The organism is Serratia sp. LSHTC3 (assembly GCF_057197125.1).
On the sequence record NZ_JBXUNP010000002.1, the window covers coordinates 80,852 to 104,045 of the forward strand.

Below are 23,194 nucleotides of genomic sequence, written 5' to 3' on the forward strand. Positions count from 1 at the left end.
CGCCTGGTGGCGGGGCACACCAGAGGAGCAACGGATGTATCAGGATTTTGACAGTGAATTGAGCTGGGCGATGCGTCATATGCCGCGCACCCGGGCGGCGGTGGCGGCGTTGCCGGACCTGCACGGGGTGCGGCTGGCGTGCAATATGCACCTGGATCTGAAAATGGCGCCGCTGGTGGCCGGCCTGCTGGACAAGGGCGCGGCGATCTTTCTGACCACCTGCAATCCCACTACGGTGCAGGACGACGTGGTGGCCTGGCTGGAACGGCGGGGCGCGCAGGCCTATGCCTGGCGTGACATGAGCGCCGGCGAATGGTCGGAATCTTTCGATCGCGCGTTGGCCTGGCAGCCGACCCACCTGTGCGAAATGGGAGCGGATTTGACCACCCGTTTGCACCAATCGCCGAACGGCCCGCAGATCGTCGCCGGGCTGGAGGCCACCGGATCGGGCATCAATCGGTTAAACGGCGTGGCGCCGCGCTACCCGATCTTCAACTGGGACGATCTGCCGGTGAAAGAAGGGCTGCACAATCGGCATATGGTTGGGCTGACCGCCTGGCACACCTTCTTCCAGACCACCCATTTGACGCTGCATGAAAAGCGCGTGCTGGTGATTGGCTACGGCCTGGTCGGGCAGGGGACGGCGGCCGCGGCCAGGGCCTACGGCGGCCAGGTGATGGTGGCGGAAATCGATCCGGCGCGTGCGCTGCAGGCGCGTTATGACGGCTGGCAGGTGGTGGATCTGGCGAGCGGGGTCGCGCAGGCGGACGTGATCGCCACCGCGACCGGCGCGAAAAACGTGCTTTCGGCGCAGCATCTGCAACAGGCGCAGGACGGCGTATTTATCCTCAACGTCGGCCACGTGGCGGAAGAGATCGACGTCGGCTTCCTCAAGGGCCTGCCGCACCACGAGCCGATGCCTTATGTGAACGCTTACCAACTCAATGAGAAGACGGTTTATTTGCTGGCCAACGGCTCGATGTTCAACCTGACCGCCGGCTACGGCGACAGCCTCAACGCCTTCGACGTCACGCTGGCGGTGATGGCGGCCGGCATCGGCCATATCGTCGGTGCAGGGGCGCGGCAAACGCCGGGGTTGTACCTGTTGCCGCAGTCGGCCTGGCAGCCGGCGCTGTAACTTTTTCTACGCGGGCGTTCATCCCAGAGCGCCCGCGGGCTGTGCCGATTTTCGGCCGACAGAATTTGTCACAAATCCGCCCTATAATCCCAGTGCCAAGCGCTGAACCCTCACATATAATTCGCTGAGTTCAAGCCCCCATTTCAGAGTAATGCCTGTGAAAATACGTGTTTTGGTTCTGACCCTGCTCGCTTTGCAGGCGGGCGCAGGCTTTGCGCCGCGCGCGCTGGCCAGCGACAACGCTGCCGCCCTGCACGCCACCCAGCCTGAGCTGGCCTCCGGCAGCGCGATGGTCGTCGATATGCAAACCCATAAGGTGATGTACGCGCGCAACCCGGATGAAGTGGTGCCGATCGCCTCGATCACCAAGCTGATGACCGCCATGGTCACGTTGGACGCGCACCTGCCGCTCGACGAGATGCTGTCGGTGGACATCCACCAGACGCCGGAGATGAAAGGGGTGTATTCACGGGTGCGGCTGAACAGCGAAATCAGCCGCAAAGATATGCTGCTGCTGGCGCTGATGTCGTCGGAAAACCGCGCGGCCGCCAGCCTGGCGCACCACTATCCGGGGGGCTACAACGCCTTCATCAAAGCGATGAACGCCAAGGCCAGGGCGCTGGGTATGACCAACACCCATTACGTGGAACCGACCGGGCTCTCTATTCATAACGTGTCGACGGCGCGCGATCTGACCAAACTGCTGATCGCCACCAAGCAATATCCGTTGATCGGCCAGCTCAGCACCACCACCGAGCGCATGGCCAGCTTCAAGGATCCGAACTACACGCTGCCGTTCCGCAACACCAATCACCTGGTGTACAACCCGAAATGGAACATTCAGCTGACCAAGACCGGCTTCACCAACCAGGCGGGGCACTGCCTGGCGATGCGCACCGTGATCGGTAACCGCTCGGTGTCGCTGGTGGTGCTGGACGCCTTCGGCAAATACACCCATTTCGCCGACGCCAACCGTCTGCGCAGCTGGATTGAAACCGGCAAGGTGACGCCGATCCCGGCCGCCGCGCGTGACTATCGCCGCCAAAAAGACGCCCGTCTGGCGAAGAACGACAGCGAATAACCCGCCTGGCGGCCTGCTCTTTTGCTGCAGGCCGCTATCGGCCCTCGGGCCGCCTGATGACAAATCCCCGCTCGCGATCGCCGTCGAAACCCGCTTTGAGATAAAGCTGGTGCGCGCCTGTGCGTTGCTGTCCCGACAGCAGCATCACCTTGTAACAGCCCTTGCGCCAGGCCAGCTGCAGCGCGTATTCGACCATCGCGAGCGCCACGCCGTGGCCGCGATAGGGCTCCGCCGTCACCACGTGCTCGATGACGCCGAACGGCTGCGCCTGATGCGCCAGCCCCGGGATCAGCGCCAGCATGCAGGTGGCGATCGGCTGTTCCTCGTCCGCCGCCACCACCAGGCGGATCGCCGGATCGTCCAGCAGGCGTTGCAGGGCACGGCGCGCGTCGTCGGCGCGCAGCGGCGCGTCCTGCGGGCGCAGCTCGCGATACAAGGCTAACAGGCCGTTGAGATCGTCCGGCTGCGCCAGGCGATGAATGATGCTCATGATTGCTCCTTTCCGCCGCTTCAACGGTAATCCGCTATCCTCCATTAATACCACAACGATTGTCGGAGGGGATGTTATGAGTCAGGTTTCGACCTTTGTCATGTTCCAGGGAGAGGCGCAGCGGGCGATCGACCTTTACAGCCAGGTGTTCGAGCGTTTTCGGCTCATGCAGGTGCAGCATTACGATCCGACGCCGGACGGCCGGCGGTTGATCAAGCATGCGTCCATCGATTTCGACCGGCAGAACCTGGTGTTCATCGACAGCCCGATCAGCCATGACTTCAGCTTCACCCCGGCGGTGTCGCTGTTCATCAACCTGCCTAACGAAGAAGCGTTGGAGCGGGCGTTCCACCGGCTGGCGGAAGGCGGCAAGGTGCTGATGCCGCTCGATGACTACGGCTTCAGCGCCCGGTTCGGTTGGCTGAACGATCGTTTCGGCCTCTCCTGGCAGCTCAATGTGCCGGCGGGGGATCTGCCCTGACGCCAAGGGCGTGCAAAAGGGATGGTAGCGCCTGCGGTTGTTTCATATGCTTACCCCCGTGGTGGCAGGGAATTCTGCCGTGGGCAATACCGACAACATTCATGGAAAGGTGCGCTTTGATTGATTTTGACCGCTATGTTGAGCAAGCGAAGTCTTACGGCGAGTGGCCGGGCGGGCATGTGGAGATGTCGTCCGGTCGCGTTGAGGGATTGAGCTATCGCCTGTATCGGCAAACTGCCGCGAATGAAGACGTGATGGTGGTGTATCACGGCGGCGGGGTTAACAGCGCCGCCGGGTATGACGTCCTGGCGCGCCAGTTGGCGGCCGAGCCAACGCTCGCGGTGTGCCTGGTCGATATTCGCGGACATGGCGATTCCACGGGAGAGCGGGGGACGGTTGAGCGGCCTGAGCGTATTTGGCGCGATGTCGATGTCATCCTGGCGGAAATGCGCCGCCGGTTTCCGTTGGCGCGCAGGCACCTGCTGGGCCATTCGAGCGGCGCCGGGATGTTGCTCAACTACCTGACCCGCTATCCTGGTGAGCAGCAGGCGGATAGCCTGATCCTGCTGGCGCCGGAGCTGGGGCCATTTTCCGGGATGGCCCGCGATCTGGCGGCGGCGGCCCGTTTTGCTCAGGTGCGTCAATGGCCTTTTGTGGCCAATGCGCTTAGCGGTGGGCGATGGTTCGGGCAATCTCGGGCGGTCAGCCTGAATTTTCCCCTGGCCGTACTGGCCGCCTCCCCCGATTTTATCTGCCAATACAGCGTTAATATGGCTAACGCCTTGACGCCTCGCGCCCCGGCCAAGCAACTGGCGGCGCTGCGATTGCCAACCTTACTGCTGGCGGCCGCGCAGGACGAGTTGTTCAATGCGCAAGCGATGCAGCGTTTCGTTGAACAGCATGGCAGCGTGCATGTGACATTGGGTTTGCTTGAGGGGAGTACGCATTTATCGTGCGTCTTTGATGCCCATCGCCTTGTCCTTCAACATATCTCGCGTGTGTCCGCTATCGGATCCGATGAGGGGCTGGCGGGCGAGGGGGCTTAACGTCCACCCGGCGTTTTCCGAGATCCTCCCATATCCTTTTATGACGCTTTACCGCTATGCTAAACATAGAATGGCCCGTGAATATGAAAAGGATGAATCATTTTGGCAGGAAGTAGTTTACTTACCCTTATCGACGACATCGCCTCATTGCTGGACGATGTCTCTTTAATGAGCAAGATGGCGGCGAAAAAAACCGCCGGGGTGTTGGGGGACGATCTGGCGCTCAACGCGCAGCAGGTCACCGGCGTTAAAGCCGACCGCGAGCTGCCGGTGGTGTGGAGCGTCGCTAAAGGCTCGCTGATCAACAAGGCGAGCCTGGTGCCGTTGGCGCTCTTGATCAGCGCCTTCGCGCCCTGGGCGATTACGCCGCTGCTGATGGTGGGCGGCGCCTACCTGTGTTACGAAGGGTTCGAAAAGGTGTTTCACAGCCTGAGCCACGGCAAGGCGGCACAGGAGGAAAAATCGGACGGGCCCGGCGCCAATGAGGATGCCGCAGCCTATGAGAAGCGCAAGGTGAAAGGGGCGATACGCACCGATTTTGTGCTGTCCGCCGAGATTATCGCCATCACCTTGGGCACGGTCGCCGGCGCCACCTTCAGCCAGCAGGTGATCGTCTTGTGCGGCATCGCCGTCGTGATGACGCTCGGTGTGTACGGCATTGTCGCCGGCATCGTCAGGCTGGACGATCTGGGGCTGTACCTGAGCCGCAAAGGCAGCGCGTTGGCGCGCGCCATCGGCAGCGGCATCGTGCGTGCCGCGCCTTATCTGATGAAAACGCTGTCGATCGTCGGCACTGTCGCCATGTTTATGGTCGGCGGCGGTATTCTGACCCACGGTCTGCCGCCGGTGCATCACCTGTTCGAAGATTGGGCCTCGTACACCACCGTGGTGCCGACGTTTGGCCATCTTTTGCAGGGTGTGGTTCCGGCCCTGCTGAACGTGGCGTTCGGGCTGGTGGCCGGCGGCGTGGTGCTGGCGGTGGTATCGGCGCTGGGGGCGGTACGCGCGCGTTTCAAGGCATGATGAAAAGTCTCGCCCCGGAAGGGGCGGGACGTATTAAGCGCATTAAAAGATCAGTTTGAGAACGCCGGTAATCGTCAACAAACCCACGATAAAGATGATGGCGACTATCCACAGAATAATTTTCATTTGATTCTCCCTTACCGGTTAAAGGTGGCGTGCGATTGGCGCTAACTCAATGAAATCACTCTTCACTATAGACGCTAACTCCCTATCGTGCGTCGCCATGCCTTCAAGGATGCTGATTGTCGCCCGCGCCCAGCGCGCGCTGCATGATGTGGGTGTCGCGCCATTCCCCCAGCTTGAATCCCACGGCCTTTAACGTCCCGACGCTGGTAAAGCCGAGCGACTGGTGCAGCGCCAGCGAGCCGCGGTTGGCGGCGGAATCACCGACGATCGCCAGCATCTGGCGCCAGGGGCCTTGCTCGCAGCGGGCGATCAGTGCGCTCAGCAGCGCCTTGCCGACGCCTTTGCCCTGCTGCCCTTCGGCGATGTACACCGAGTCTTCCACGGTAAAGCGGTAAGCCGGCCGGGGGCGATACGGCGTGGCATAGCAGTAGCCCACAATACGGCCTTCACTTTTCGCCACCAGCCAGGGCAGCCCGGCTGCTTGCACCTTGGCCAGCCGCAGCTGCATTTCCGCCAGCGTCGGCGGTTGTTCTTCAAACGAGGCGGCTCCGTGCAGCACGTGGTGGGTGTAAATACGCTGCACGGCGGCCATATCGTCCGGTGTGGCGTCAAGGAGGCTGAGTACGGGAGCGGAGAGCGTCATGGCGGGTCTGTTTACCTTGAAAATCAGTGGATAAACGCCATTATGCGCGCCGCTTGCCGCCGGGGTAAATCGGGTTTTCTTATGGTGAGATAAGAAAATCCTATGGGGTCGTCAACCGCGCATCAGCCGGGTCACGGCCTGGCGCAGATAGGCCAGCAGCGGCGGAGTCAGCCAGGTGCCCTCGGTCAGCGAGGGTTCCCGTTCCATCGCTTCGCGGATCTTCATTTGCGTCGCCGGGTTGGTGCCTGCATAGGATTGGAACAGCGCCAGCCAACTGGCCGCCAATCGCACTGCCTCCGGCGAATCGGACGGTATGCCGTCGTTCATCGCTTGATGGAATTGAGCGATCAGAGCCGGCCACTCCTGCAGGCGGGTGAAATAGTGTTGACGCACATAGGCGTACTCTTCCGCCGACAGGTATTTTTGATAGACAGCCAGCTTGGTTTCGGCAAAGGCGCGGGTGATGTAGTCCGTCATCGTCGGTGTAATGCCGGTCTGTTCGCGCATCGACGGTTCGTCGGCGTGCATGGCGTTCAGCCGGGTGAGAAAGGCCGGGTTGCCGGCGGTGTCGCGCTCCAGCATCAGCATCCAGCGGCGCGCCAGCGCCTGTGCCTGTGGCGCCTGAGGTTCGACGCCTTCCGCCATCAGTTGTCCCACGCTGCTCACCAATGCAGCCCATTCCTGATTGCGGGTGGGATCGGCCTGGTAGAACGGCAGTTGCGCCAGCTCATCGGCGGTAAAGTATTTATCGTACATGGTCATTAACTCCAACGTAGTTAGCCAGTCGTTCAGTTCTGGTTCGTGCCCGGCGGAGAGTTGGGCATGCATGTATTGCAGCCGGCCGCGCAATGCGGCGATCTGTGCCAACTGCTGGTCCAACATGGCGATCTGCTGCTCAATCACCGCCGGAAGCGCCAGCCCTGAACGCGCCAGAATTGCCCCGACTTCCGCCAGCGAAACGCCCATCCGGCGCAGCGCCTGGATGTGGTGCAAGCGGGTGATGTCAGCCCGGTTGTATAAACGATAACCGGCGTCGGAACGCGCAGAAGGGACCAGCAAGCCAATGCTGTCGTAGTGATGCAGTGTGCGAACGGTAATGCCGGAACGGCGCGCCAGTTCGCCGACTTTCAATAACATATGTAGCTCCTCCCTTGTGCGTGCCAGGATACTAAAGCCTGACGCCACGTAAGGGTCAAGAGCGGGAAGAAAAGATGACGTGTTAAAAATCGGTGGGCGCTTGATAGGCAAAAGCCCAGCTGGATGGCTGGGCTTCGCAGGTCCCTGAAAGGGAGGGTATAGCATAAGGGCCTTTATCGGCTACGGCGACAATTTCACCTGATTTGTCTGTTTTGTCAACAACAGCGTACTGGTCAGAACAGCATATTTTTGGCGTTGATCGACTTAATGACGGCGCGTTGTATGTCAGCAACAAGCTCGCGCGACAGACACTGGGTAAGAAAGCCTCTCTCTTTACGGGCTCTGTTCAGCCGTTGGCGGCTGACTTGCTGCACCAGATCGCCCTTTGCCCAGCGGGTTTGCGGATGAAAGAATCTCATATCTTCGATGAGTTCACGCGTAATTTCGATGTGCAATCCCCGTTCGATCTTGTTCGAATCTCTGGTGGTCGACAGCGGTACGATAATGCAGGCGTTGCCGTTAATTTTGCCATTTAACACAACAACTAAACGGTTCTTCACCATTTCTGGTGGAATGTGGCCATCATAAAAGCCGGCTTCATGCGGTTGGCAGACTGATAGGGGATAGTTGCCATAGTTGCACTCAAGAATTTCCCCGACCTTGGGGGCAAATTTGATCGGCATCGAGACACTCTTTTGTTGTGAACAATCCGTGTTATGGAGAAATGAGCATGCGGGCGTTTTGCTTTTAGATAAAGGTGTGGCGTAAGGAAACGGGGAATGAAAGTGAAATATTGCGGATTCGTACGCAGAATCCGCCTTGATGGTGGCCGAATTTACCAGCCTTTCACCGCGCCGCCGTTGAAGATTTTTTCGGCGGCTTTGGCCACTTCATCCGACTCATAGGCCTTGATGAAGTTCTGCACGTTCGGCGCGTCCTTGTTGTCTTCGCGGGTGACGATGATGTTGGTGTACGGCGAGTCTTTATCCTCGATGAAGATGCCGTCTTTGGTCGGCGACAGGCCGGTCTGGTTGATGTAGGTGGTGCTGATGACGGCGACGGTGACTTTCGGATCGTCCAGCACGTGCGGCAGCTGCGCGCCTTCCAGCTCCATGATCTGATAACGATGCGGGTTGGCGCTGATGTCCAGGGCGGTAGGCAGCAGCCCCTTACCAGGCTTCAGGCTAATCAGCCCGGTTTTTTCCAGCAGCAGCAGGGCGCGCCCCAGGTTGGTCGGATCGAGCGGGATGGCGATCACCGCGCCGTCCGGCAGCTCTTTCAGCGATTTTATCTTTTTGGAGTAGCCGGCCATCGGGAAGACGAAGGTATTGCCGACCGCCACCAGCTTATAGCCGTGATCTTTGTTTTGCTGTTCGAGGAATGGGCGGTGTTGGAACACATTGGCGTCCAGTTCTCCCTTGTCGGTGGCGTCGTTCGGCAACAGCGAGCCGCTGAAGCCGACCAGCTCGACGTCCAGCCCATATTTCTCTTTCGCCACCTGCCTGGCGACTTCCGCCACGTCCTGTTCCGCGCCGTTGATGACGCCGACTTTGATATGGTTTTGGTCGGTTTTTTGATCGCAGCCCTGCAGCGCCAATACGGCGGCGAAGGCCGCCGCCAGAGGGGTGATACGCCAGCGTAAGGTCATCGAAGTCTCCCTGAAAAGAACAATAAAATCAGTTGGTTTTTGTTCTTACAGCTAAGCCTGAACCGCCGATGAAGTCAAACGCTCGTTCAGCATAAACGGCTATAGCTTATAGCCGTTATGCAGCGGGGAGTTATCGGCTGAGCGAACGCAGCACCACGATGCCCGGCGTAGCCATCACGTAATCCATAAAGGGTGAATCGACCACCCGCATGTTGGCTTTGCGCGAAGAGGCGTTGCGCAGCACCGGGCCGTTGTCGGTCATCACGAAGATGCCGGTGTGGGTCACGTCCAGCCCGGCGAGGTTGGTGTAAATGCCGATGTAGTCGCCGGTGCGCAGTTGGGCCAGCACCTTGTCGTCGACGCTGTCGCTGGGAATGTAGGTCACGCTGCGCTGTACGTTGGGCAAACCGGGCAGGTAGCTGCTGCCGTCCGCCTTCTGGTTGAGGTTTTTCACGAGGGTGACGGCGTGTGGGCTGAGCTGGGCGGTGATGTCTTCGGCCACTTTTTTCGGCCGCTGCGCCCAGTCGGTGAAGAAGTGTTTGCGCTGCGGGAAGGCGATTTTGCCGTCGACGTAGCGAATGTCTACCAGACGCTGAACGAACTCGGTCTCGCTGCGGGCGGTGCTGAGCGCTTCCACATAATCGATGTAGGTGAAGCAATCCAGCCCGCGGAAGTCGATCACCAGTTGCTCGGGCGTGCTCTGCGAGCCGATCAGGCGGTTGGCGAGGTAGGGCGTGCCGAGGAATTCACGCGAAATCAAATCGACGGTGCGGCCATGCGGCTGCGCGGCGGGCCAACCGGCGCGCAGCGTGAGGATCTCACGCAGCTTGCTGCGGGTGCTGGCGTCCATCTCCGGCTGCACGCTCGGCGGCGCAACGGTGACGTCGGTCGGCGGCGTTGCCGGGGTGGGGCGCTCGGCGCATCCGCTCATGGCGATAGCTAACATCAGTAAAACAGCCTTGTTCTTGTTCATACGGCCCTCCCTGGGTGTCGCTGGTTTATCAGAGTAAGTGATAACAGTTCTCATCCGATGGTAGGGGTTAAAAAGTAAACATAGCCTCAATGGCAATCGATAAATCAGTAACCGATTTCGCTATTGAACGGCAAATACCAGAACAGCGCGATTTCGTGATCGGCGATCTCCGGCTCGGCGCGGTACAGCAAACGATCGATGCCGCCGAGAATAAACCCGTAATGCTGGTAGCAGCGGCAGGCCGCCAGATTGTTGTTCTGCGTTTCGAGCATCATACCCGAGGTTTCCTGCTGCCGCGCCCACTGTTTGGCGCAGTCCAGCAGCGCCCCGGCGATGCCCTGACGGCGCGCGTCAGCGCTGACCGCGATCTCGTCGATCAGGGTGTAACCGTTCCAGTTTTTGCTCAGCGTAATATGGCCAACGGCGTCGTCCTGGCGATACGCCAGGAAGGTCACGCTGTCTTCGTTGGCGAACGGCGCCAGCGGATACTGCTTGCGAAACGGTGCCACCGGGCGGGTTGGCCAGCTGTCCACCGGGCTGTCGAACTGCGGCAGGGCGTAACAGGCGATGGTGAAGCTGAAATCGCCGCGGGCCAGATAATCGTCGGGCAACGTCTCAATGGCCGCGATGCGGACGGCCGGGGTCATTACGGCAGCTCCCGCAGCAGACGCGCCGGGTTGCCGGCGTAGATCCCCTTGCGGGTGATGTCGCGGGTCACGACCGCCCCGGCGCCGATCACCGCGTCGCTGCAGATCTCCACCGCCAGGATCGTGGCGCCGGAGCCGATGGACACCCGATCGCCGATGCAGGTGCGCCCCCAGCTGGCCGGATCGGCATTGGGCGCGCCGTCTTTGAACAGATCGTTGGCGAAGGTGACGCCGTGGCCGACAAAGCACGCTTCGCCGAGGGTGACGTATTCGCAGATAAAGCTGTGCGACTGAATTTTACTGCGCGCGCCGATGCTGACGTGGCGCTGGATCTCGACGAACGGGCCGACGAAGACATCGTCACCGAGCCGGCAACCGTACAGATTGCAGGGTTCGATCACGGTAACGTTGCGCCCGGCTTCGACGTCGACGATCCCCGCCTGGCGGGTGGTGATAACGGATGACATGACCTTCCTCACAGCCTTGGTTTAATGGGGGGAGTATAAGACAAAGCGCCGCGGCGTTGCGCTTTCCGCACGTTTTTTCGCCGAAAGACTATAATTAGTACAGGGGAGAGAGCCCCGTGGCCGCAATCCTCGCACGGGTAGCAGTCCGTCAGAGGTGTGAAATTCGTTCGCCGATCGCGGCCTACGGCGAGATTGGAGGTGTCTCATGGTCAGTCATGTTTGGGGACTTCTGGCGCATCCCAGCGCCGAGTTCGAACAGATCAAAAGCGAGAATGAAAGCGTCTCGCACCTATACACCCATCACGTGTTGCTCTTGGCAGCCATTCCGGTGGTCTGCGCCTTTATCGGCACCACCCAGTTGGGCTGGCTCTCCGGCGAGGGACATGCCATCAGGCTCGACATGTTTACCGCGCTTTATACCGCCGTGGCGTTCTACCTGCTGATGCTGGCGGGCGTAGCGGCCATGGGGAAAGTCATTCACTGGATGGCGCGGCGCTATGAATCGCGCCCCAGCCTGCACCGCTGCATGGTGTTCGCCGGCTACGTGGCGACCCCGATGTTCCTCAGCGGGATTGTGGCGCTCTATCCGGTCGTCTGGCTGTGTCTGTTTGTCGGCATTATCGGCCTGTGCTATTCGGGCTATCTGCTGAATCTGGGGATCCCGCACTTCCTGAATATCGACAGTAAGGAAGGGTTCATCTTCTCCAGCTCGACCTTCGCTATCGGCATCCTGTTGCTCGAGCTGCTGCTTGGGGTGACGGTGCTGCTGTGGGGGTACGGTTCCTGGTTATTCTGAGTTAACGGCTGTTGTTGTCGCCCCCGCGCCGGTGGAACGGCGCGGGGGCTTTTGCTTTTATGCGCGGCGGAAAACCAGCATCACGCCGAGCACGATGCCCGCCATCCCCAACAGGCTCAGCGCGGCCAGCGCGTGGCCGAGCAGCAGATAATCCAGCAGGGCGGTCACCGCCGGGATCAGATAGAACAGGCTGGTGACCTGCACCAGGTTGCCGCGCTGGATCAGGCGATACAGCAAGAACGTCGCCAGCACCGAGATCACCACCGCCATCCACAGCAGCGGCAGCACGAACTCAGGCCGCCAGTCGACCCGCAGCGGCTCAAACGGCAGCGCCAGCGTACACATCAATAGCCCGATGGCATACTGCAGCGGCAAGACCGCCAGCGGCGGCTGTGTCATGCCCTTTTGCAGCAGGGTACCGGCGGTCATGCTCCCCAATGCGATAAAGGCGAACAGCATGCCGCTCGGCGAGAAATGAGCCACCATCAGGCTTTGGTACACCACCAGCGTCAGCCCGGCCATCGCCAGCGCCAGCCCGAATGCGCGCAGCCCGGTGCAGCGCCGTTCGGTGATGAACTGGGTGAGGATCGGCTGTACGCCGAGCAATGTGGCCAGCACGCCGGGCGTAATGCCCTGTTCCAACGCCAGCAGATAGCAGATCTGATAGCTGCCGATCATCAACACGCCGATCAGCGCGACGCGCCGGCGGGTGCCGGGGGCGGGCAGGCACTGGCGCCGCCACAGGCCGATGGCAAACAGCACCGCCAGCGCGATGGCGCAGCGGAAGAACAGAAAAGCGAAGGCGGAGGCGTGCTCCAATCCCCAACGGGAGATGATCGCGCCGCTGCTCCAGAGCAGGACGAACAGCGTAGCCAGGCCGGCATTGGCCCAGAGAGAAGGTAATCGCATATCAATTTCACCTGTCGTGAAAATTACAGGCTCCGGCGCGCGCGGCGGTCTACGCCTGAACGCAACAGATCACTAAGCCGGAGGTAAAAAGTCGGTTTGGCTTAACGCACAACCACAAGGCGTGGCGGGTAAGCGGCAACCGTAGAAACGACAGAAGAAACGGCGGGTGGGGCGGAGGAAGCACACAGCAAAACGACGGCCGGAACGGTCGCGTTTGTCGGATCTGTACTGTGCGCCAGGTAGGTCATGTGAGTTCCTGAAAATCGGGAATGAGACGAATCGCTTCAAACATAACCAAGTTCAGCGGGGCGTGCAATCGGAAATCACAGAGACATTAATGATAATGAAAATCATTATCATTAATAAAAAGGTGTGCTATGTTGCTTTAACCACGCCGTTTTGACGCAGGGCGCGGCTTGCCCTCTGCCTTGCTTCACGCAGCGCGTGCGGCATAAGAGTTTGCGATTCGCTTTTGCAGAAGGCGAGCAATCGTGGTAAAAACACTGATATGTTATAATATAACAATTTATGCATGATGAATTCAGCTCACGACATCCTCCATGTTGATGGAGTTAGCCTGACCGGACACGGCGGGGCATTGATACTCGACAACATCCATTTCGCGCTCCGCGCCGGTGAGAAGCTGGCGGTGATCGGCCCCAACGGCAGCGGCAAGTCCAGCCTGTTGCGCACCCTGATCGGCGAAACGCGGCCGGACAGCGGCGGCATTTACTGGCGAGGGCGCGCCTTGTCCGCGTGGCCGGCGGCGGAGCGCGCCAGAAGCATCGCCTTTCTGGCGCAAAACGATCTGCCGGATTTGCGGCTGTCGGTTGAGGATTACGTGGCGTTGGGCCGTTTACCGCATGGCGAACGCTCTGCGACGGGAAAGCGCATCGTTGATGAGGCCATCGGGGAAACCGGGCTGGCGCCGTTCAGGCGCCACCCGTTAGGGCGGCTCTCGGGCGGCCAGCGTCAGCGCGCCGCACTGGCCCGGGCGTTGGCGCAGTCTCCCGACCTGTTGTTGCTGGATGAACCGACCAATCACCTCGATCCGCCCGGGCGCTCGGCGCTGTTGTCGTTAGTGAAAAATAAAGATATTGCCGTGATTGCGGTGCTGCACGATTTGCCCGTGGCGGAGGCGTTTGCCGATCGGATCCTGGTGCTCAACGAAAGCCGCCAGGTAGCCTGTGGTACGCCCGAGGCGGTGTTGCAGACCCCGGTGATTTTGCCGGTGTTCGGCATGAACAGTTTCAAGGTGGCGCACCCCGTCAGCGGGAAAACGCTGCGTATTTTTGACGTTCCCCATTGCGCTTGATAAACCAGAGAGAAATATGAACACACGCGTATTCCCCCTGCTCCTGCTGCTGGCCGGCGGGGCGGCGGCGGCCGAAAAATTTCCCGTCACCGTAGACAGCTGCGGTTCGCCGATCACCTTCAACCAGGCGCCTCAACGCGCCGTCATCAACGACATCAACATGGCTGAGATGGTCTTTGCGCTCCATCTGCAGGATCGCATTGTCGGGCTGACCGGCATCACCGGCTGGTACAAACTGACGCCCGACTTCAAGGCGGCGATGGGCGCCATTCCCGAACTGGCGCCGAAATATCCCGCTTTGGAAACGTTGCTGGCGGCGCAGCCGGATTTCTTCTTCGCCGGCTGGAATTACGGTATGAAGATCGGCGGCGACGTCACGCCGGAGAAGCTCGCCCCGTTCGGCATCAAAACGCTGGTGTTGAGCGAGAGCTGCGTGCAGGCCGGCGGGCGGCCGCAGAAGGCCGATATGAACCTGCTGTATGACGATGAGCTGAAGCTCGGCAAGATTTTCGGCAAGCCGCAAGAGGCAGCCGCGTTGGTTGAAGGCTGGCGCCGCCGGTTGGCTGCGCTGCCAGTCAGGACGGCGGGTCAGACGCCGCTCAAGGTGTTCGTCTATGACTCGGGGGAGGAGAAGCCTTTTACCAGCGGCAAATACGCCATGCCGACGGCGATCATCGAAGCGGCGGGCGGCCGCAACGTGATGGACGATTTACCGGCGAGCTGGACGACGGCGTCCTGGGAGGCGGTGGCGGCGGCTGAGCCCGACTTCATTATTCTGCTGGATTACCAGACCGGTTCGGGGGCCGATGCGCTGCGGCGTTTCCTCGAGTCTCACCCGTTGATGAAATTGACCCCCGCGGTACGGCACCACCGTTATCTGAAACTGCAGTATGCGGAGCTGACGCCGGGGCCGGCCAACATCGGCGCGGTGGAAAAGCTGGCGCGGGCGCTGTACGCGCCGGAGGCTGAATGAACTCGCCGACCCGGCGATTTATGCTGCTCGCGCCGCTGGCGCTGTCGGTATTGTGTGGGCTAATGATCTGGAGCCTGCAGCTGGGCAGCGTTGCGCTGTCATGGCGGCAGGCGTTGGCGGCGTTAGGGCTCGGTTCGGCGCCCCTCTCCGGCATGCTGGATACCATCGTCGTGCAACTGCGAATGCCCAGAGCCCTGTTGGCGGCGTTGACCGGCGCCGGGCTGGCGATGACCGGCGCGTTGCTGCAGACTACCACCCGCAATGAGCTGGCCGATCCTTTTTTGTTTGGGCTCTCCTCCGGCGCCTCCGCCGGCGCGGTGCTGGTCATCACGCGCTTCGGCGATGCGCTGGGCGCGCTGACGTTGCCGCTGTCCGCTTTCGCCGGCGGCATTTTGTCCGCGATGGCGGTGATGATCCTGTTTCGCGTCAGCCGGGTCAGGCGCGCCGAGCAGCTGATCGTCTGCGGCCTGGCGGTCTCGTTTTTGTTCAGCGCGCTCACCAGCTACCTGGTGTTTTCCGGCGATCAGCGGGCGGCCGGCTCGGTGTTGTTCTGGTCGCTGGGCGGGCTGGGGCTGGCGCGTTGGGATAATCTGTTCATTCCGTTGGCGAGTTTCGTGCTGCTGGCCGGGTTTACGGCGCTGCGTTGGCGGGCGTTGGACGCGCTGCTGGCGGGCGAGCACACCGCCCATTCGATGGGGGTCAACGTCGCACGCCTGCGCACCGAGACCTTTCTGTGCTGCGCACTGTCCACGGCGTTTCTCGTTTCGCTGACGGGCGTGATCGGTTTTGTCGGGCTGATGGTGCCTTATCTGGCCCGGCGCCTGGTGGGCGTGCGCCACCGCTTGTCCGTGCCGATGTGCGGCCTGCTGGGGGCGATGCTGCTGACCGGCGGCGACATGCTCAGCCGCAGCCTGATCCCCAATCAGGAGCTGCCCATCGGCATCATTACGGCGGGGCTGGGGGGCGCGTTCATCGTCTCCTTGCTGCTGCGTGCGGAACGCTGAATGGGCCATTGAAGGTCAACAGGAAGGTGAGGTGGCCCGCGTCGGCGGGCCAATCGGGCGCTCTTAGCGGGGGGCTTCGGCCCAGCCTTTGCGTTTGCTGGTTTTGCCGATGCCGGGGTTGAAGCTGTTGGTCGGATCGGCGGTGCGGTAGAACGCCTGCAGATCCGGTTTGGCGTGGTACAGGTGGCCGACGTTATGCTCCGCCGGGTACTCGGCGCCGCGCCGGTTGAGGATCTCGAGCATCTTTTCTTTCAGTGCATGGCTGTCCACGCCTTTTTTCACCACGTAGTCCTGGTGGAAGACGTGGCACATAAAGTGGCCGTAATACAGCTTATGCACCAACTGACTGTCGATCTCCGGCGGCAGCGTTTCGAACCAGTCGGTGTCGTTGCGGCGCAGGGCGATGTCCAGCGCCAGAATATCCTCCACCTTGTCGGCGTGCACCGCGTGGTAGCGCACCGCGGCGCCGGCGGCGGCGAAGCGGTGCAGGAAAGCCTTTTTGCCTTCGTCAGGGGTGCAGGCGAAGAAGGCGCCTTCGGCCTGGGCGAAATAGTCGGTCAGGTAGCGCTGCGCTTCGTCTACGCCGGGGCCGGCCATCTTCAGCAGCAGGTGGTGTTCGAAACGTTCGCGGTATTCCTTCATGCGCTTCGGCAGGTGGCTCGGTGCCAGATGGCTCAGGCCCTGCATCAGCCGATCGGTCAGGTTGTGCGGCAGCAGCGGCAGCTTGTTGAGGCTGGCGTCCATGCGGCCTTTCAGGGTGAAGAAGCGCGGCATCTGATCGGTGCCGAGCTTGTCGATCATCATGAAGGTGTCTTTGCCGTACACCTCGGCGATGTCGAAGATATCGCGGTGCATGTATTCACCGGCCACCGGCAGGTTTTCGAATTTGCTCAGCATGTGGCGGCGCAGTTCGGTCAGCACCGCGGTGTCGTTGGTGCCGATATAGAACACCTGCTCTTTGCCCTCTTTCTCGAAGGTGTCAAGCCGCACCGCGAACACTGCCAGCTTGCCGGCGCAGCCGGAAGCTTCGTACAGGCGGCGTTTGTCGGCGTTGAAGCGGGAAGGGGTGTCGGCATCGACGTCGCGCACCCGGCTGGCGTATTCGTTATCCGAGGCGCGCAGCTCACCGTATTCGACGTCCTCCGGGCGATAGTCGCCTTTTTCCAGCCGGGTGAGGATCTCTTCCGGCGTGTCGCCAAGCCGGATGCCCAGATGGTTCACCAGGCGCAGCTGGCCGTCTTCCCCTAGCTGGGCGTACAGCGCCATTTCGGTATAGGCCGGGCCGCGTTTCACCAGCGAGCCGCCGGAGTTGTTGCACACGCCGCCAATCACCGAGGCGCCGATGCAGGAAGAGCCGATCACCGAATGCGGTTCACGGCCGTAGGGTTTGAGCAATTTCTCGAGGTGGTGCAGGGTGCTGCCGGGAAAACCGACCACCTGCTTGCCGTTGTCCAGCACCTGAATATGATCGAGGCGCAGGGTGCTGACGATGACGATATCACGGTCATAGTCGTTGCCGCTGGGGGTTGAGCCTTCGGTCAGGCCGGTATTGGCGGCCTGCATGATGACGATTTTGTCGGCGGCCACGCAGGCCTGCAGAATGCGCCACAGCTGCAGCAGGCTGGTGGGAAACACCACCGCCAGCGCCTGGCCTTCGCCGGAGCGGAAGCCCTTGCGATAACGCTCGGTGTTGCGATCGCCGGTCAACAGCTGCGGGCCGCCGACGATGTCCTTGAGCTGATTGATAAACGTCTGATTGCCTGACTGCATGCTGCCTGTCTCCCTGTCATCCCCGTCGCCTTAATCGCGGCGCCGGGGTGCCGCGCAATAAGCTAAGAGGTTATCAATTAAATAACTTATTAAGCTATCAGCTTGGTGGGCTAATGGCTTGCGGGTTTAGTAGCGCTCGGCGTAGCCGGCCTGGCGCTCTTCGTCGCGCAGCGTCAGGATCTCCACGCCGTCGGCGGTGACCGCCACGGTGTGCTCCCACTGCGCCGACAGTTTTTTGTCGCGCGTCACCACCGTCCAGCCGTCTTTCTTCTGCTTGATGCGGCGGTCGCCCTGGTTGATCATCGGCTCGATGGTGAATACCATGCCTTCCTGCAGCGCCATGCCGCTGCCGGGTTGACCGTAGTGCAGCACCGCCGGCTCTTCGTGCATGTCGCGGCCGATGCCGTGGCCGCAATACTCCCGCACGATGCTGTAGCCGGCCTGTTCGGCGTGTCGCTGGATGGCGTGGCCGATATCCCCCAGAGTGGCGCCCGGTTTCACCGCGCGAATGCCCTGCCACATCGATTCATAGACGTTGTTCACCAGCCGTTTGGCCAGCGGCGTCACCTGGCCGATGCAGTACATCTTGCTGGAGTCGGCGATGTAGCCGCCGTTTTCCAGCGTGATGTCCACGTTGACTATCATGCCGGAACGCAGGATTTTGCTGGCCGACGGCACGCCGTGGCACACCACGTCGTCCACGGAGGTGTTGAGCACAAAGGGGAAATCATACTGCCCCTTGCTGGCCGGGCGCGACTTCAGCTCTTCGACGATAAACGCCTCGGCGCGGTCGTTGATCTCCATGGTGGAGATGCCTTCGACGATGACCTCATCGAGCATAGCAAACACTTTAGCCAACAGAGCGCCGGAATGGCGCATTTTGGCAATCTCTTCCGGCGTTTTAATCACAATCTGTTTCACCCGACAATCTCCTTCAGCGTCAGCGCGTTATCTTTCATCATTTTTTTTACCAGTTGCGGGTAAGTCAGTTCCGGATGGAACTCCGCCAGCATGCCGATCTTGATCCAGTACTCGGCCTGCGCGTTGATCGAACGCGTCATAGTCAGGCTGGCGAGGCGCAGATCGTCATGCAGCGCGTCCGAAATTTTTACGATGCCCATTGGCGTCTCCATAAATGAACAATATACGAAGTGTATACGTTTGGGATGGTCGCGATGTGGCATTCTGTGGCGTAAGAAGATTCTGGCAACAACGATTGCCGCCGCCAGGCAATGCGTTTATTGTGATAAACGACTTTTTTGCCATGATTTTTCAGAAGGATTTAAGGCGTGACTAAACTACGTGTTGGGGTGATTTTTGGCGGTAAATCGGCGGAGCATGAGGTGTCGCTGCAGTCGGCCAAAAACATTGTGGATGCAATCGACAAAGAGAAGTTTGACGTCACGCTGCTGGGGATCGACAAACAGGGGCAGTGGCACATCAACGACGCCTCCAACTATCTGCTCAATGCCGAGAACCCGGCGCTAATCGCGCTGAACCGCTCGAACAAGAACGTGGCGCTGATCCCGGGCCAGGAAAAGCAGCAGCTGATCGAAGCGGGCAGCGCCGGCGCGCTGGGGCAGCTCGACGTCATCTTCCCGATCGTGCACGGCACGCTGGGAGAGGACGGCTCGCTGCAGGGGCTGCTGCGCATGGCCAATATGCCGTTCGTCGGCGCCGGGGTGCTCGGCTCGGCGGTCAGCATGGATAAAGACGTGACCAAACGCCTGCTGCGCGACGCCGGGCTGGCGGTGGCGCCGTTCGTCACCCTGACGCGCGCCAACCGCGCCGGGTTCACGTTTGAGCAACTGAGCGAGCGCCTCGGCCTGCCGCTGTTCGTCAAGCCGGCCAACCAGGGCTCGTCGGTCGGGGTCAGCAAGGTGGAAAACCGCGCCGAGTTTGACGCGGCGGTGGCGCTGGCCTTCAGTTTCGATCACAAGGTGCTGGTGGAGTCGGCGATCGTCGGCCGCGAGATCGAGTGTGCGGTTCTGGGCAATGACGATCCGCAGGCCAGCATATGCGGCGAGATCGTGCTGAGCGACGCTTTCTACTCCTACGACACCAAATACATCAATGAGCAGGGCGCTCAGGTGGTGGTGCCGGCGGCGATCGCGCCGGAAGTGAGCGACCACATCCGCGAGGTGGCGCTGAAGGCGTTCCGCGCGCTGGAGTGCTTCGGGTTGGCGCGGGTGGATGTGTTCCTGACGCCGGACAACCAGGTGGTAATCAACGAAATCAACACGCTGCCGGGCTTCACCAACATCAGCATGTATCCCAAGCTGTGGGCTGCCAGCGGCGTCAGCTACCAGGCGCTGATCACGCGCCTGATCGAATTGGCGCTGGAGCGCCACCAGCAGGATCGCGCGCTGAACAGTTCGGTGTTCGATCGCTAAACGCGGCAGGGGGCGGCGGTGCCGCCCCCGTCCATCACTTCACCGTCACGTCGATATCGCCGAAATACTTCTTCGACAGCGCCGTCACCGTGCCTTGCTGTTTCACTTTGGCGATGGCGGCATCCAGTTTCTTCTTCAGCGCCTCATCCCCTTTGCGCAGGCCGAAGGCGATGCCTTCACCGAGGATCTTGTCGTCGCGCACCGCCTCGCCGACGAAGGCGAAGCCCTTGCCGTCCGGCTGCGACAGGAAGCCGCTTTGCCCCGACGGCGCCATCACCAGCGTGGCGTCGAGCCGACCGGCCGCCAGATCGAGATAAACCTGATTCTGATCCTGGTAAGACACCACATCCACGCCCGCCGGCGCCCAATGGGTTTTGGCGTAGATCTCCTGAATTGAGCCTTGCAGCACGCCCACGTGTTTGCCCGCCAGCGCTTTGGCGTCCGGCAGCAGGCCGCTGTCGGCCTTGGCGATCAGGCGGTTCGGCACTTGATAGATGGCGTCGGTAAAGGCGATCGCCTGGCGCCGCTGTTCGGTCACGTTCATCGCCGAGTTGATGGCGTCGAACTTGCGCGCCTGCAGCGCCGGGATCAGGCTGTCGAACGAGGTTTCCACCCAGCTGCATTGCAACTGCGCGGCGGCGCACACCGCGTCGCCCAATTCAATGTCGAACCCTTCCAGTTTGCCGCTGGCGGATTTGGATTCGAACGGCGGATACAGCGCTTCCAGACCGAAGCGCAGGCTGTTTTCCGCCGCCAGAGAAGAGCCGGCGGCCAGCAGGCATCCGGCGGCGAACAGCGTTTTCAAAGCTTTCATAGGCAGTGCCCCTTTCCCATGGTCGGACAAAAAATTACACCTGGCTCAGGCGGCGCGCGCCTTCCAGCAGGGTCTCGTTATCTTTGGAAAAACTCAGCCGAATAAGGCCGGTATCGGTGCCGTCGCTGTAGAACGCCGACAGCGGGATCGTCGCCACCTTCGCTTCGCGGATCAAGCGCACGGTGAAATCATTGTCGCTTTCGTGACTGAAGCCGCTAAAGCGGGCCAGCATGAAGAAGCTGCCGCGGCTGGGCAGCAGCTCAAAGCGCGAATCCAGCAGGGCACTGGCCAGCAGATCGCGCTTTTGTTGGTAAAACGCCGCCAGCCCCAGGTAGCTCTGCGGGTTGGCGAGCGCGGCGGCGAAGGCGTGCTGCATCGGCGTATCGGCGGAGAACACCATGAACTGGTGCACCTTGCGGATCTCGTCCATCAACGCCGCCGGCGCCAGGCAATAGCCGACGCGCCAGCCGGTGACGTGGTAGGTTTTGCCGAACGACGACACGATCACGCTGCGTTCCGCCAGCTGCGGATAGCGCGCCATGCTGTGATGAATTTCACCGTCGAACACCACGTGCTCGTAGACCTCGTCGGACAGGATCACGATGTCGGTGTCGCGGGTCAGGGCGGTCAGGCGGTCGATATCCTGCGCGTCAAACACCGCGCCGGTCGGGTTGTGCGGCGTGTTGACGATGATCATGCGCGTTTTGCCGTTGATGGCGGCGGCCACTTCGTCCCAGTCGACGCGAAAGTCCTGCAGCGACAGCTTGATCGCCACCGGCGTGGCGCCCTGCAGGCGCACGATCGGCGCATAGCTGTCGAACGCCGGTTCGAAATAGATCACCTCGTCGCCGGGATGCACCAGCGCGCTGATCGCCGAGTACAGCCCTTCGCTGGCGCTGGCGATCACCGTGATTTCTTCGTCGGCGTCATAGCGCGCGCCATACAATCGTTCAGCTTTTTCCGCCAGGGCAGCACGTAACGCCGCCACGCCGCTCATCGGCGCGTATTGGTTATGACCTGCGCGCATGGCTTGCGCCGTTGCCTCGATCAGCTGCGGGTCACCGGCGAAGTTGGGCGCGCCCTGCGACAGGTTGAGGGCCTGATGTTCGGCGCTGAGTTGGCCAATGACGGTGAAGATAGTGGTGCCGACGTCCGGCAGCTTCGAGCGGGATGAGCAGGCGCTCTGCATGATGGGCTCCAGGCAAACAGGGAAGTGTTGAGCGATTAAGCATCAGCCGGCGTAGGCGGACAAGGGAAAGTTTGTCATACTTGCCATGCACTGTGATCATAGCTAATCGAGGCTCGCTATGCCGATATCCTTGCCGTCGCTCGACGTGTTGAAAACCTTCGTGGTGGTGGCGCAACGCCTTAACTTTACCCATGCCGCCCGGCAGCTGCACCTGACGCAGGGGGCGGTCAGTCGGCAAATCCTCGGGCTGGAACAGCGTCTGGGCTATCCGCTGTTCAGCCGCCAGGCGCGCGGTCTGGCGCTGACGCCGCAGGGCGCGCAGCTGCTGGCGCCGGTACAGCAGGCGCTGGGGCAGTTGGATGAAGCCCTGACGCGGGCCGCCGCTCCGCCGGGGGCGCTGCGCATCAAATGCCCGACCTGCGCCATGCGCTGGGTGCTGCCGCGCATCATTCGCCTGCAAAATGAACGGCCGGACATGCATATCGAGCTGACCGCCTCGGTGTCGCACGGCCTGGATTTCAGTACCGAGCAGTTTGACGCCGCGGTGGTATTCGGCCGGCCGCCGGGTAAAAAGCTGACCGCGCACTTGCTGTTCGATGAAATTCTCACGCCGGTCTGCACGCCGACGTTTCTGCCGCCGGCGGCCCGGTTGACGGACTTGACGGACAAAACTCTGCTGCACCCGACGCGCGATCGGCGCGACTGGCTGCGCTGGCTGAAGGCGGCGGGCGCCGATGCGTTGCCGTCCGGCAAGGCCCAGCATTTCGATACCCTCGATCTGGCGATGAGCGCCGCGCTGCAGGGATTCGGCATCGCCATCGGCGATCTGTGCCTGCTGGAGGAGGATATTCAGGCGCAGCGCATCGTCACGCCGTTCCCGCTCTGCGTCAGCAGCGGCGCGGCCTATTATTTGGTCTATCCTGAACGCACGGTGGCGCCGCCGACGTTAACCGCGCTGGTCGATTTTCTGGCGGCGGAGGCCGCCGACAGCCGCGCCCGGCTGCAGAATTACCTGCCGATAACCTGTAATGCTTTGTAAACATTAGCGATGCGAATTCCCTTGGCGATGAAACAGAGTATGGCAAACTGTTTCTTCACTCCGATTAAACTCCGCGGCGTTGGCGGCGGAAA

26 protein-coding genes are annotated in these 23,194 nt (G+C 61.2%); 11 read left to right on the top strand and 15 right to left on the bottom strand.

The window, feature by feature from the left end; all coding sequences use genetic code 11:
* The first annotated feature begins 34 nt into the window (after positions 1-34).
* Both AC2CGI_RS07590 and pbpG read left to right on the top strand, forming a co-directional pair.
* Complete coding sequence (locus AC2CGI_RS07590; protein WP_004939682.1) at positions 35-1,138, top strand: adenosylhomocysteinase; 1,104 nt, start codon at positions 35-37, stop codon at positions 1,136-1,138.
* Positions 1,139-1,289: 151 nt separating this feature from the next.
* Complete coding sequence (pbpG, locus tag AC2CGI_RS07595; protein ID WP_048322449.1) at positions 1,290-2,219, top strand: D-alanyl-D-alanine endopeptidase; 930 nt, start codon at positions 1,290-1,292, stop codon at positions 2,217-2,219.
* Positions 2,220-2,253: 34 nt separating this feature from the next.
* Here the strand turns inward: pbpG and AC2CGI_RS07600 are convergent, their stop codons facing one another.
* A complete protein-coding gene (locus tag AC2CGI_RS07600) occupies positions 2,254-2,709 on the bottom strand; it encodes a GNAT family N-acetyltransferase (RefSeq protein ID WP_015377046.1) in 456 nt (151 codons plus the stop codon).
* Positions 2,710-2,785: 76 nt separating this feature from the next.
* Here AC2CGI_RS07600 and AC2CGI_RS07605 point away from each other — a divergent pair, with 76 nt between their 5' ends.
* The 3 genes from AC2CGI_RS07605 to AC2CGI_RS07615 all read left to right on the top strand — a co-directional run bounded on the left by AC2CGI_RS07605 (position 2,786) and on the right by AC2CGI_RS07615 (position 5,259).
* Complete coding sequence (locus AC2CGI_RS07605; RefSeq protein WP_015377047.1) at positions 2,786-3,190, top strand: VOC family protein; 405 nt, start codon at positions 2,786-2,788, stop codon at positions 3,188-3,190.
* Between the two features lie 116 nt (positions 3,191-3,306).
* Positions 3,307-4,236 carry an alpha/beta fold hydrolase gene (locus AC2CGI_RS07610; protein ID WP_076740548.1) on the top strand — a complete coding sequence of 310 codons (930 nt, stop codon included), beginning with the start codon at positions 3,307-3,309 and terminating at the stop codon, positions 4,234-4,236.
* 102 nt (positions 4,237-4,338) lie between these two features.
* On the top strand, positions 4,339-5,259 hold the full coding sequence (locus AC2CGI_RS07615; protein WP_141173924.1) for a DUF808 domain-containing protein: 921 nt from the start codon (positions 4,339-4,341) through the stop codon (positions 5,257-5,259).
* A gap of 42 nt (positions 5,260-5,301) precedes the next feature.
* Here the strand turns inward: AC2CGI_RS07615 and AC2CGI_RS07620 are convergent, their stop codons facing one another.
* The 8 genes from AC2CGI_RS07620 to AC2CGI_RS07655 form a co-directional block, all read right to left on the bottom strand.
* Positions 5,302-5,385, bottom strand: coding sequence for a small membrane protein YohP (locus AC2CGI_RS07620; protein WP_016928643.1), 84 nt, complete (start codon positions 5,383-5,385; stop codon positions 5,302-5,304).
* Positions 5,386-5,488: 103 nt separating this feature from the next.
* Complete coding sequence (locus AC2CGI_RS07625; protein WP_033645837.1) at positions 5,489-6,028, bottom strand: GNAT family N-acetyltransferase; 540 nt, start codon at positions 6,026-6,028, stop codon at positions 5,489-5,491.
* Between the two features lie 111 nt (positions 6,029-6,139).
* On the bottom strand, positions 6,140-7,165 hold the full coding sequence (locus AC2CGI_RS07630) for a MerR family transcriptional regulator (RefSeq protein ID WP_015377050.1): 1,026 nt from the start codon (positions 7,163-7,165) through the stop codon (positions 6,140-6,142).
* 233 nt (positions 7,166-7,398) lie between these two features.
* Positions 7,399-7,848 (bottom strand): type II toxin-antitoxin system PemK/MazF family toxin, encoded by a 450-nt coding sequence (locus tag AC2CGI_RS07635; protein ID WP_004939660.1) that lies wholly within the window; start codon positions 7,846-7,848, stop codon positions 7,399-7,401.
* Positions 7,849-8,000: 152 nt separating this feature from the next.
* The gene (locus AC2CGI_RS07640; protein ID WP_015377051.1) at positions 8,001-8,813 is read right to left on the bottom strand and encodes a MetQ/NlpA family lipoprotein; all 813 of its coding nucleotides are present in this window, start codon (positions 8,811-8,813) and stop codon (positions 8,001-8,003) included.
* A 130-nt stretch (positions 8,814-8,943) separates the two neighbouring features.
* Positions 8,944-9,786 carry a DUF1460 domain-containing protein gene (locus AC2CGI_RS07645; protein ID WP_076740456.1) on the bottom strand — a complete coding sequence of 281 codons (843 nt, stop codon included), beginning with the start codon at positions 9,784-9,786 and terminating at the stop codon, positions 8,944-8,946.
* A gap of 104 nt (positions 9,787-9,890) precedes the next feature.
* A complete protein-coding gene (locus tag AC2CGI_RS07650) occupies positions 9,891-10,433 on the bottom strand; it encodes a GNAT family N-acetyltransferase (RefSeq protein WP_076740455.1) in 543 nt (180 codons plus the stop codon).
* Entirely contained in the window at positions 10,433-10,900 is a 468-nt protein-coding gene (locus tag AC2CGI_RS07655; RefSeq protein ID WP_004939644.1) for an acyltransferase, read from the bottom strand. Before AC2CGI_RS07655 ends, AC2CGI_RS07650 begins: the two co-directional genes overlap by 1 nt.
* A gap of 205 nt (positions 10,901-11,105) precedes the next feature.
* On the opposite strand from AC2CGI_RS07655, the gene AC2CGI_RS07660 reads away from it, so the two are divergent.
* A complete protein-coding gene (locus tag AC2CGI_RS07660) occupies positions 11,106-11,696 on the top strand; it encodes a Yip1 family protein (RefSeq protein WP_004939641.1) in 591 nt (196 codons plus the stop codon).
* Positions 11,697-11,753: 57 nt separating this feature from the next.
* Here the strand turns inward: AC2CGI_RS07660 and AC2CGI_RS07665 are convergent, their stop codons facing one another.
* Positions 11,754-12,605, bottom strand: coding sequence for a DMT family transporter (locus AC2CGI_RS07665; RefSeq protein WP_031299715.1), 852 nt, complete (start codon positions 12,603-12,605; stop codon positions 11,754-11,756).
* A gap of 598 nt (positions 12,606-13,203) precedes the next feature.
* Between AC2CGI_RS07665 and AC2CGI_RS07670 the strand changes: the two genes are divergently transcribed.
* The 3 genes from AC2CGI_RS07670 to AC2CGI_RS07680 are packed head-to-tail and all read left to right on the top strand — an operon-like array spanning position 13,204 to position 15,897.
* The gene (locus AC2CGI_RS07670; protein WP_075685290.1) at positions 13,204-13,920 is read left to right on the top strand and encodes an ABC transporter ATP-binding protein; all 717 of its coding nucleotides are present in this window, start codon (positions 13,204-13,206) and stop codon (positions 13,918-13,920) included.
* Positions 13,921-13,936: 16 nt separating this feature from the next.
* Positions 13,937-14,893 carry an ABC transporter substrate-binding protein gene (locus AC2CGI_RS07675; protein WP_076740454.1) on the top strand — a complete coding sequence of 319 codons (957 nt, stop codon included), beginning with the start codon at positions 13,937-13,939 and terminating at the stop codon, positions 14,891-14,893.
* Positions 14,890-15,897 (top strand): FecCD family ABC transporter permease, encoded by a 1,008-nt coding sequence (locus AC2CGI_RS07680; protein ID WP_015377058.1) that lies wholly within the window; start codon positions 14,890-14,892, stop codon positions 15,895-15,897. Before AC2CGI_RS07675 ends, AC2CGI_RS07680 begins: the two co-directional genes overlap by 4 nt.
* 63 nt (positions 15,898-15,960) lie before the next feature.
* Here the strand turns inward: AC2CGI_RS07680 and dld are convergent, their stop codons facing one another.
* The 3 genes from dld to AC2CGI_RS07695 all read right to left on the bottom strand — a co-directional run bounded on the left by dld (position 15,961) and on the right by AC2CGI_RS07695 (position 18,788).
* A complete protein-coding gene (dld, locus tag AC2CGI_RS07685; protein WP_076740453.1) occupies positions 15,961-17,667 on the bottom strand; it encodes a D-lactate dehydrogenase in 1,707 nt (568 codons plus the stop codon).
* 126 nt (positions 17,668-17,793) lie between these two features.
* On the bottom strand, positions 17,794-18,588 hold the full coding sequence (gene map / locus AC2CGI_RS07690; protein WP_015377060.1) for a type I methionyl aminopeptidase: 795 nt from the start codon (positions 18,586-18,588) through the stop codon (positions 17,794-17,796).
* Positions 18,585-18,788, bottom strand: coding sequence for a ParD-like family protein (locus AC2CGI_RS07695; RefSeq protein ID WP_006324220.1), 204 nt, complete (start codon positions 18,786-18,788; stop codon positions 18,585-18,587). Before AC2CGI_RS07695 ends, map begins: the two co-directional genes overlap by 4 nt.
* 168 nt (positions 18,789-18,956) lie before the next feature.
* Between AC2CGI_RS07695 and ddlA the strand changes: the two genes are divergently transcribed.
* Positions 18,957-20,060 carry a D-alanine--D-alanine ligase gene (gene ddlA, locus AC2CGI_RS07700; RefSeq protein WP_076740452.1) on the top strand — a complete coding sequence of 368 codons (1,104 nt, stop codon included), beginning with the start codon at positions 18,957-18,959 and terminating at the stop codon, positions 20,058-20,060.
* 34 nt (positions 20,061-20,094) lie between these two features.
* Here ddlA and AC2CGI_RS07705 read toward each other — a convergent pair whose 3' ends face one another.
* Together AC2CGI_RS07705 and AC2CGI_RS07710 are read right to left on the bottom strand one after the other, a co-directional pair.
* Positions 20,095-20,874 carry an ABC transporter substrate-binding protein gene (locus AC2CGI_RS07705; protein ID WP_033633826.1) on the bottom strand — a complete coding sequence of 260 codons (780 nt, stop codon included), beginning with the start codon at positions 20,872-20,874 and terminating at the stop codon, positions 20,095-20,097.
* Between the two features lie 34 nt (positions 20,875-20,908).
* Complete coding sequence (locus AC2CGI_RS07710; RefSeq protein ID WP_076740451.1) at positions 20,909-22,063, bottom strand: methionine aminotransferase; 1,155 nt, start codon at positions 22,061-22,063, stop codon at positions 20,909-20,911.
* A gap of 118 nt (positions 22,064-22,181) precedes the next feature.
* Here AC2CGI_RS07710 and AC2CGI_RS07715 point away from each other — a divergent pair, with 118 nt between their 5' ends.
* Positions 22,182-23,102, top strand: coding sequence for a LysR substrate-binding domain-containing protein (locus AC2CGI_RS07715; RefSeq protein ID WP_015377064.1), 921 nt, complete (start codon positions 22,182-22,184; stop codon positions 23,100-23,102).
* Positions 23,103-23,194 lie beyond the last annotated feature (92 nt).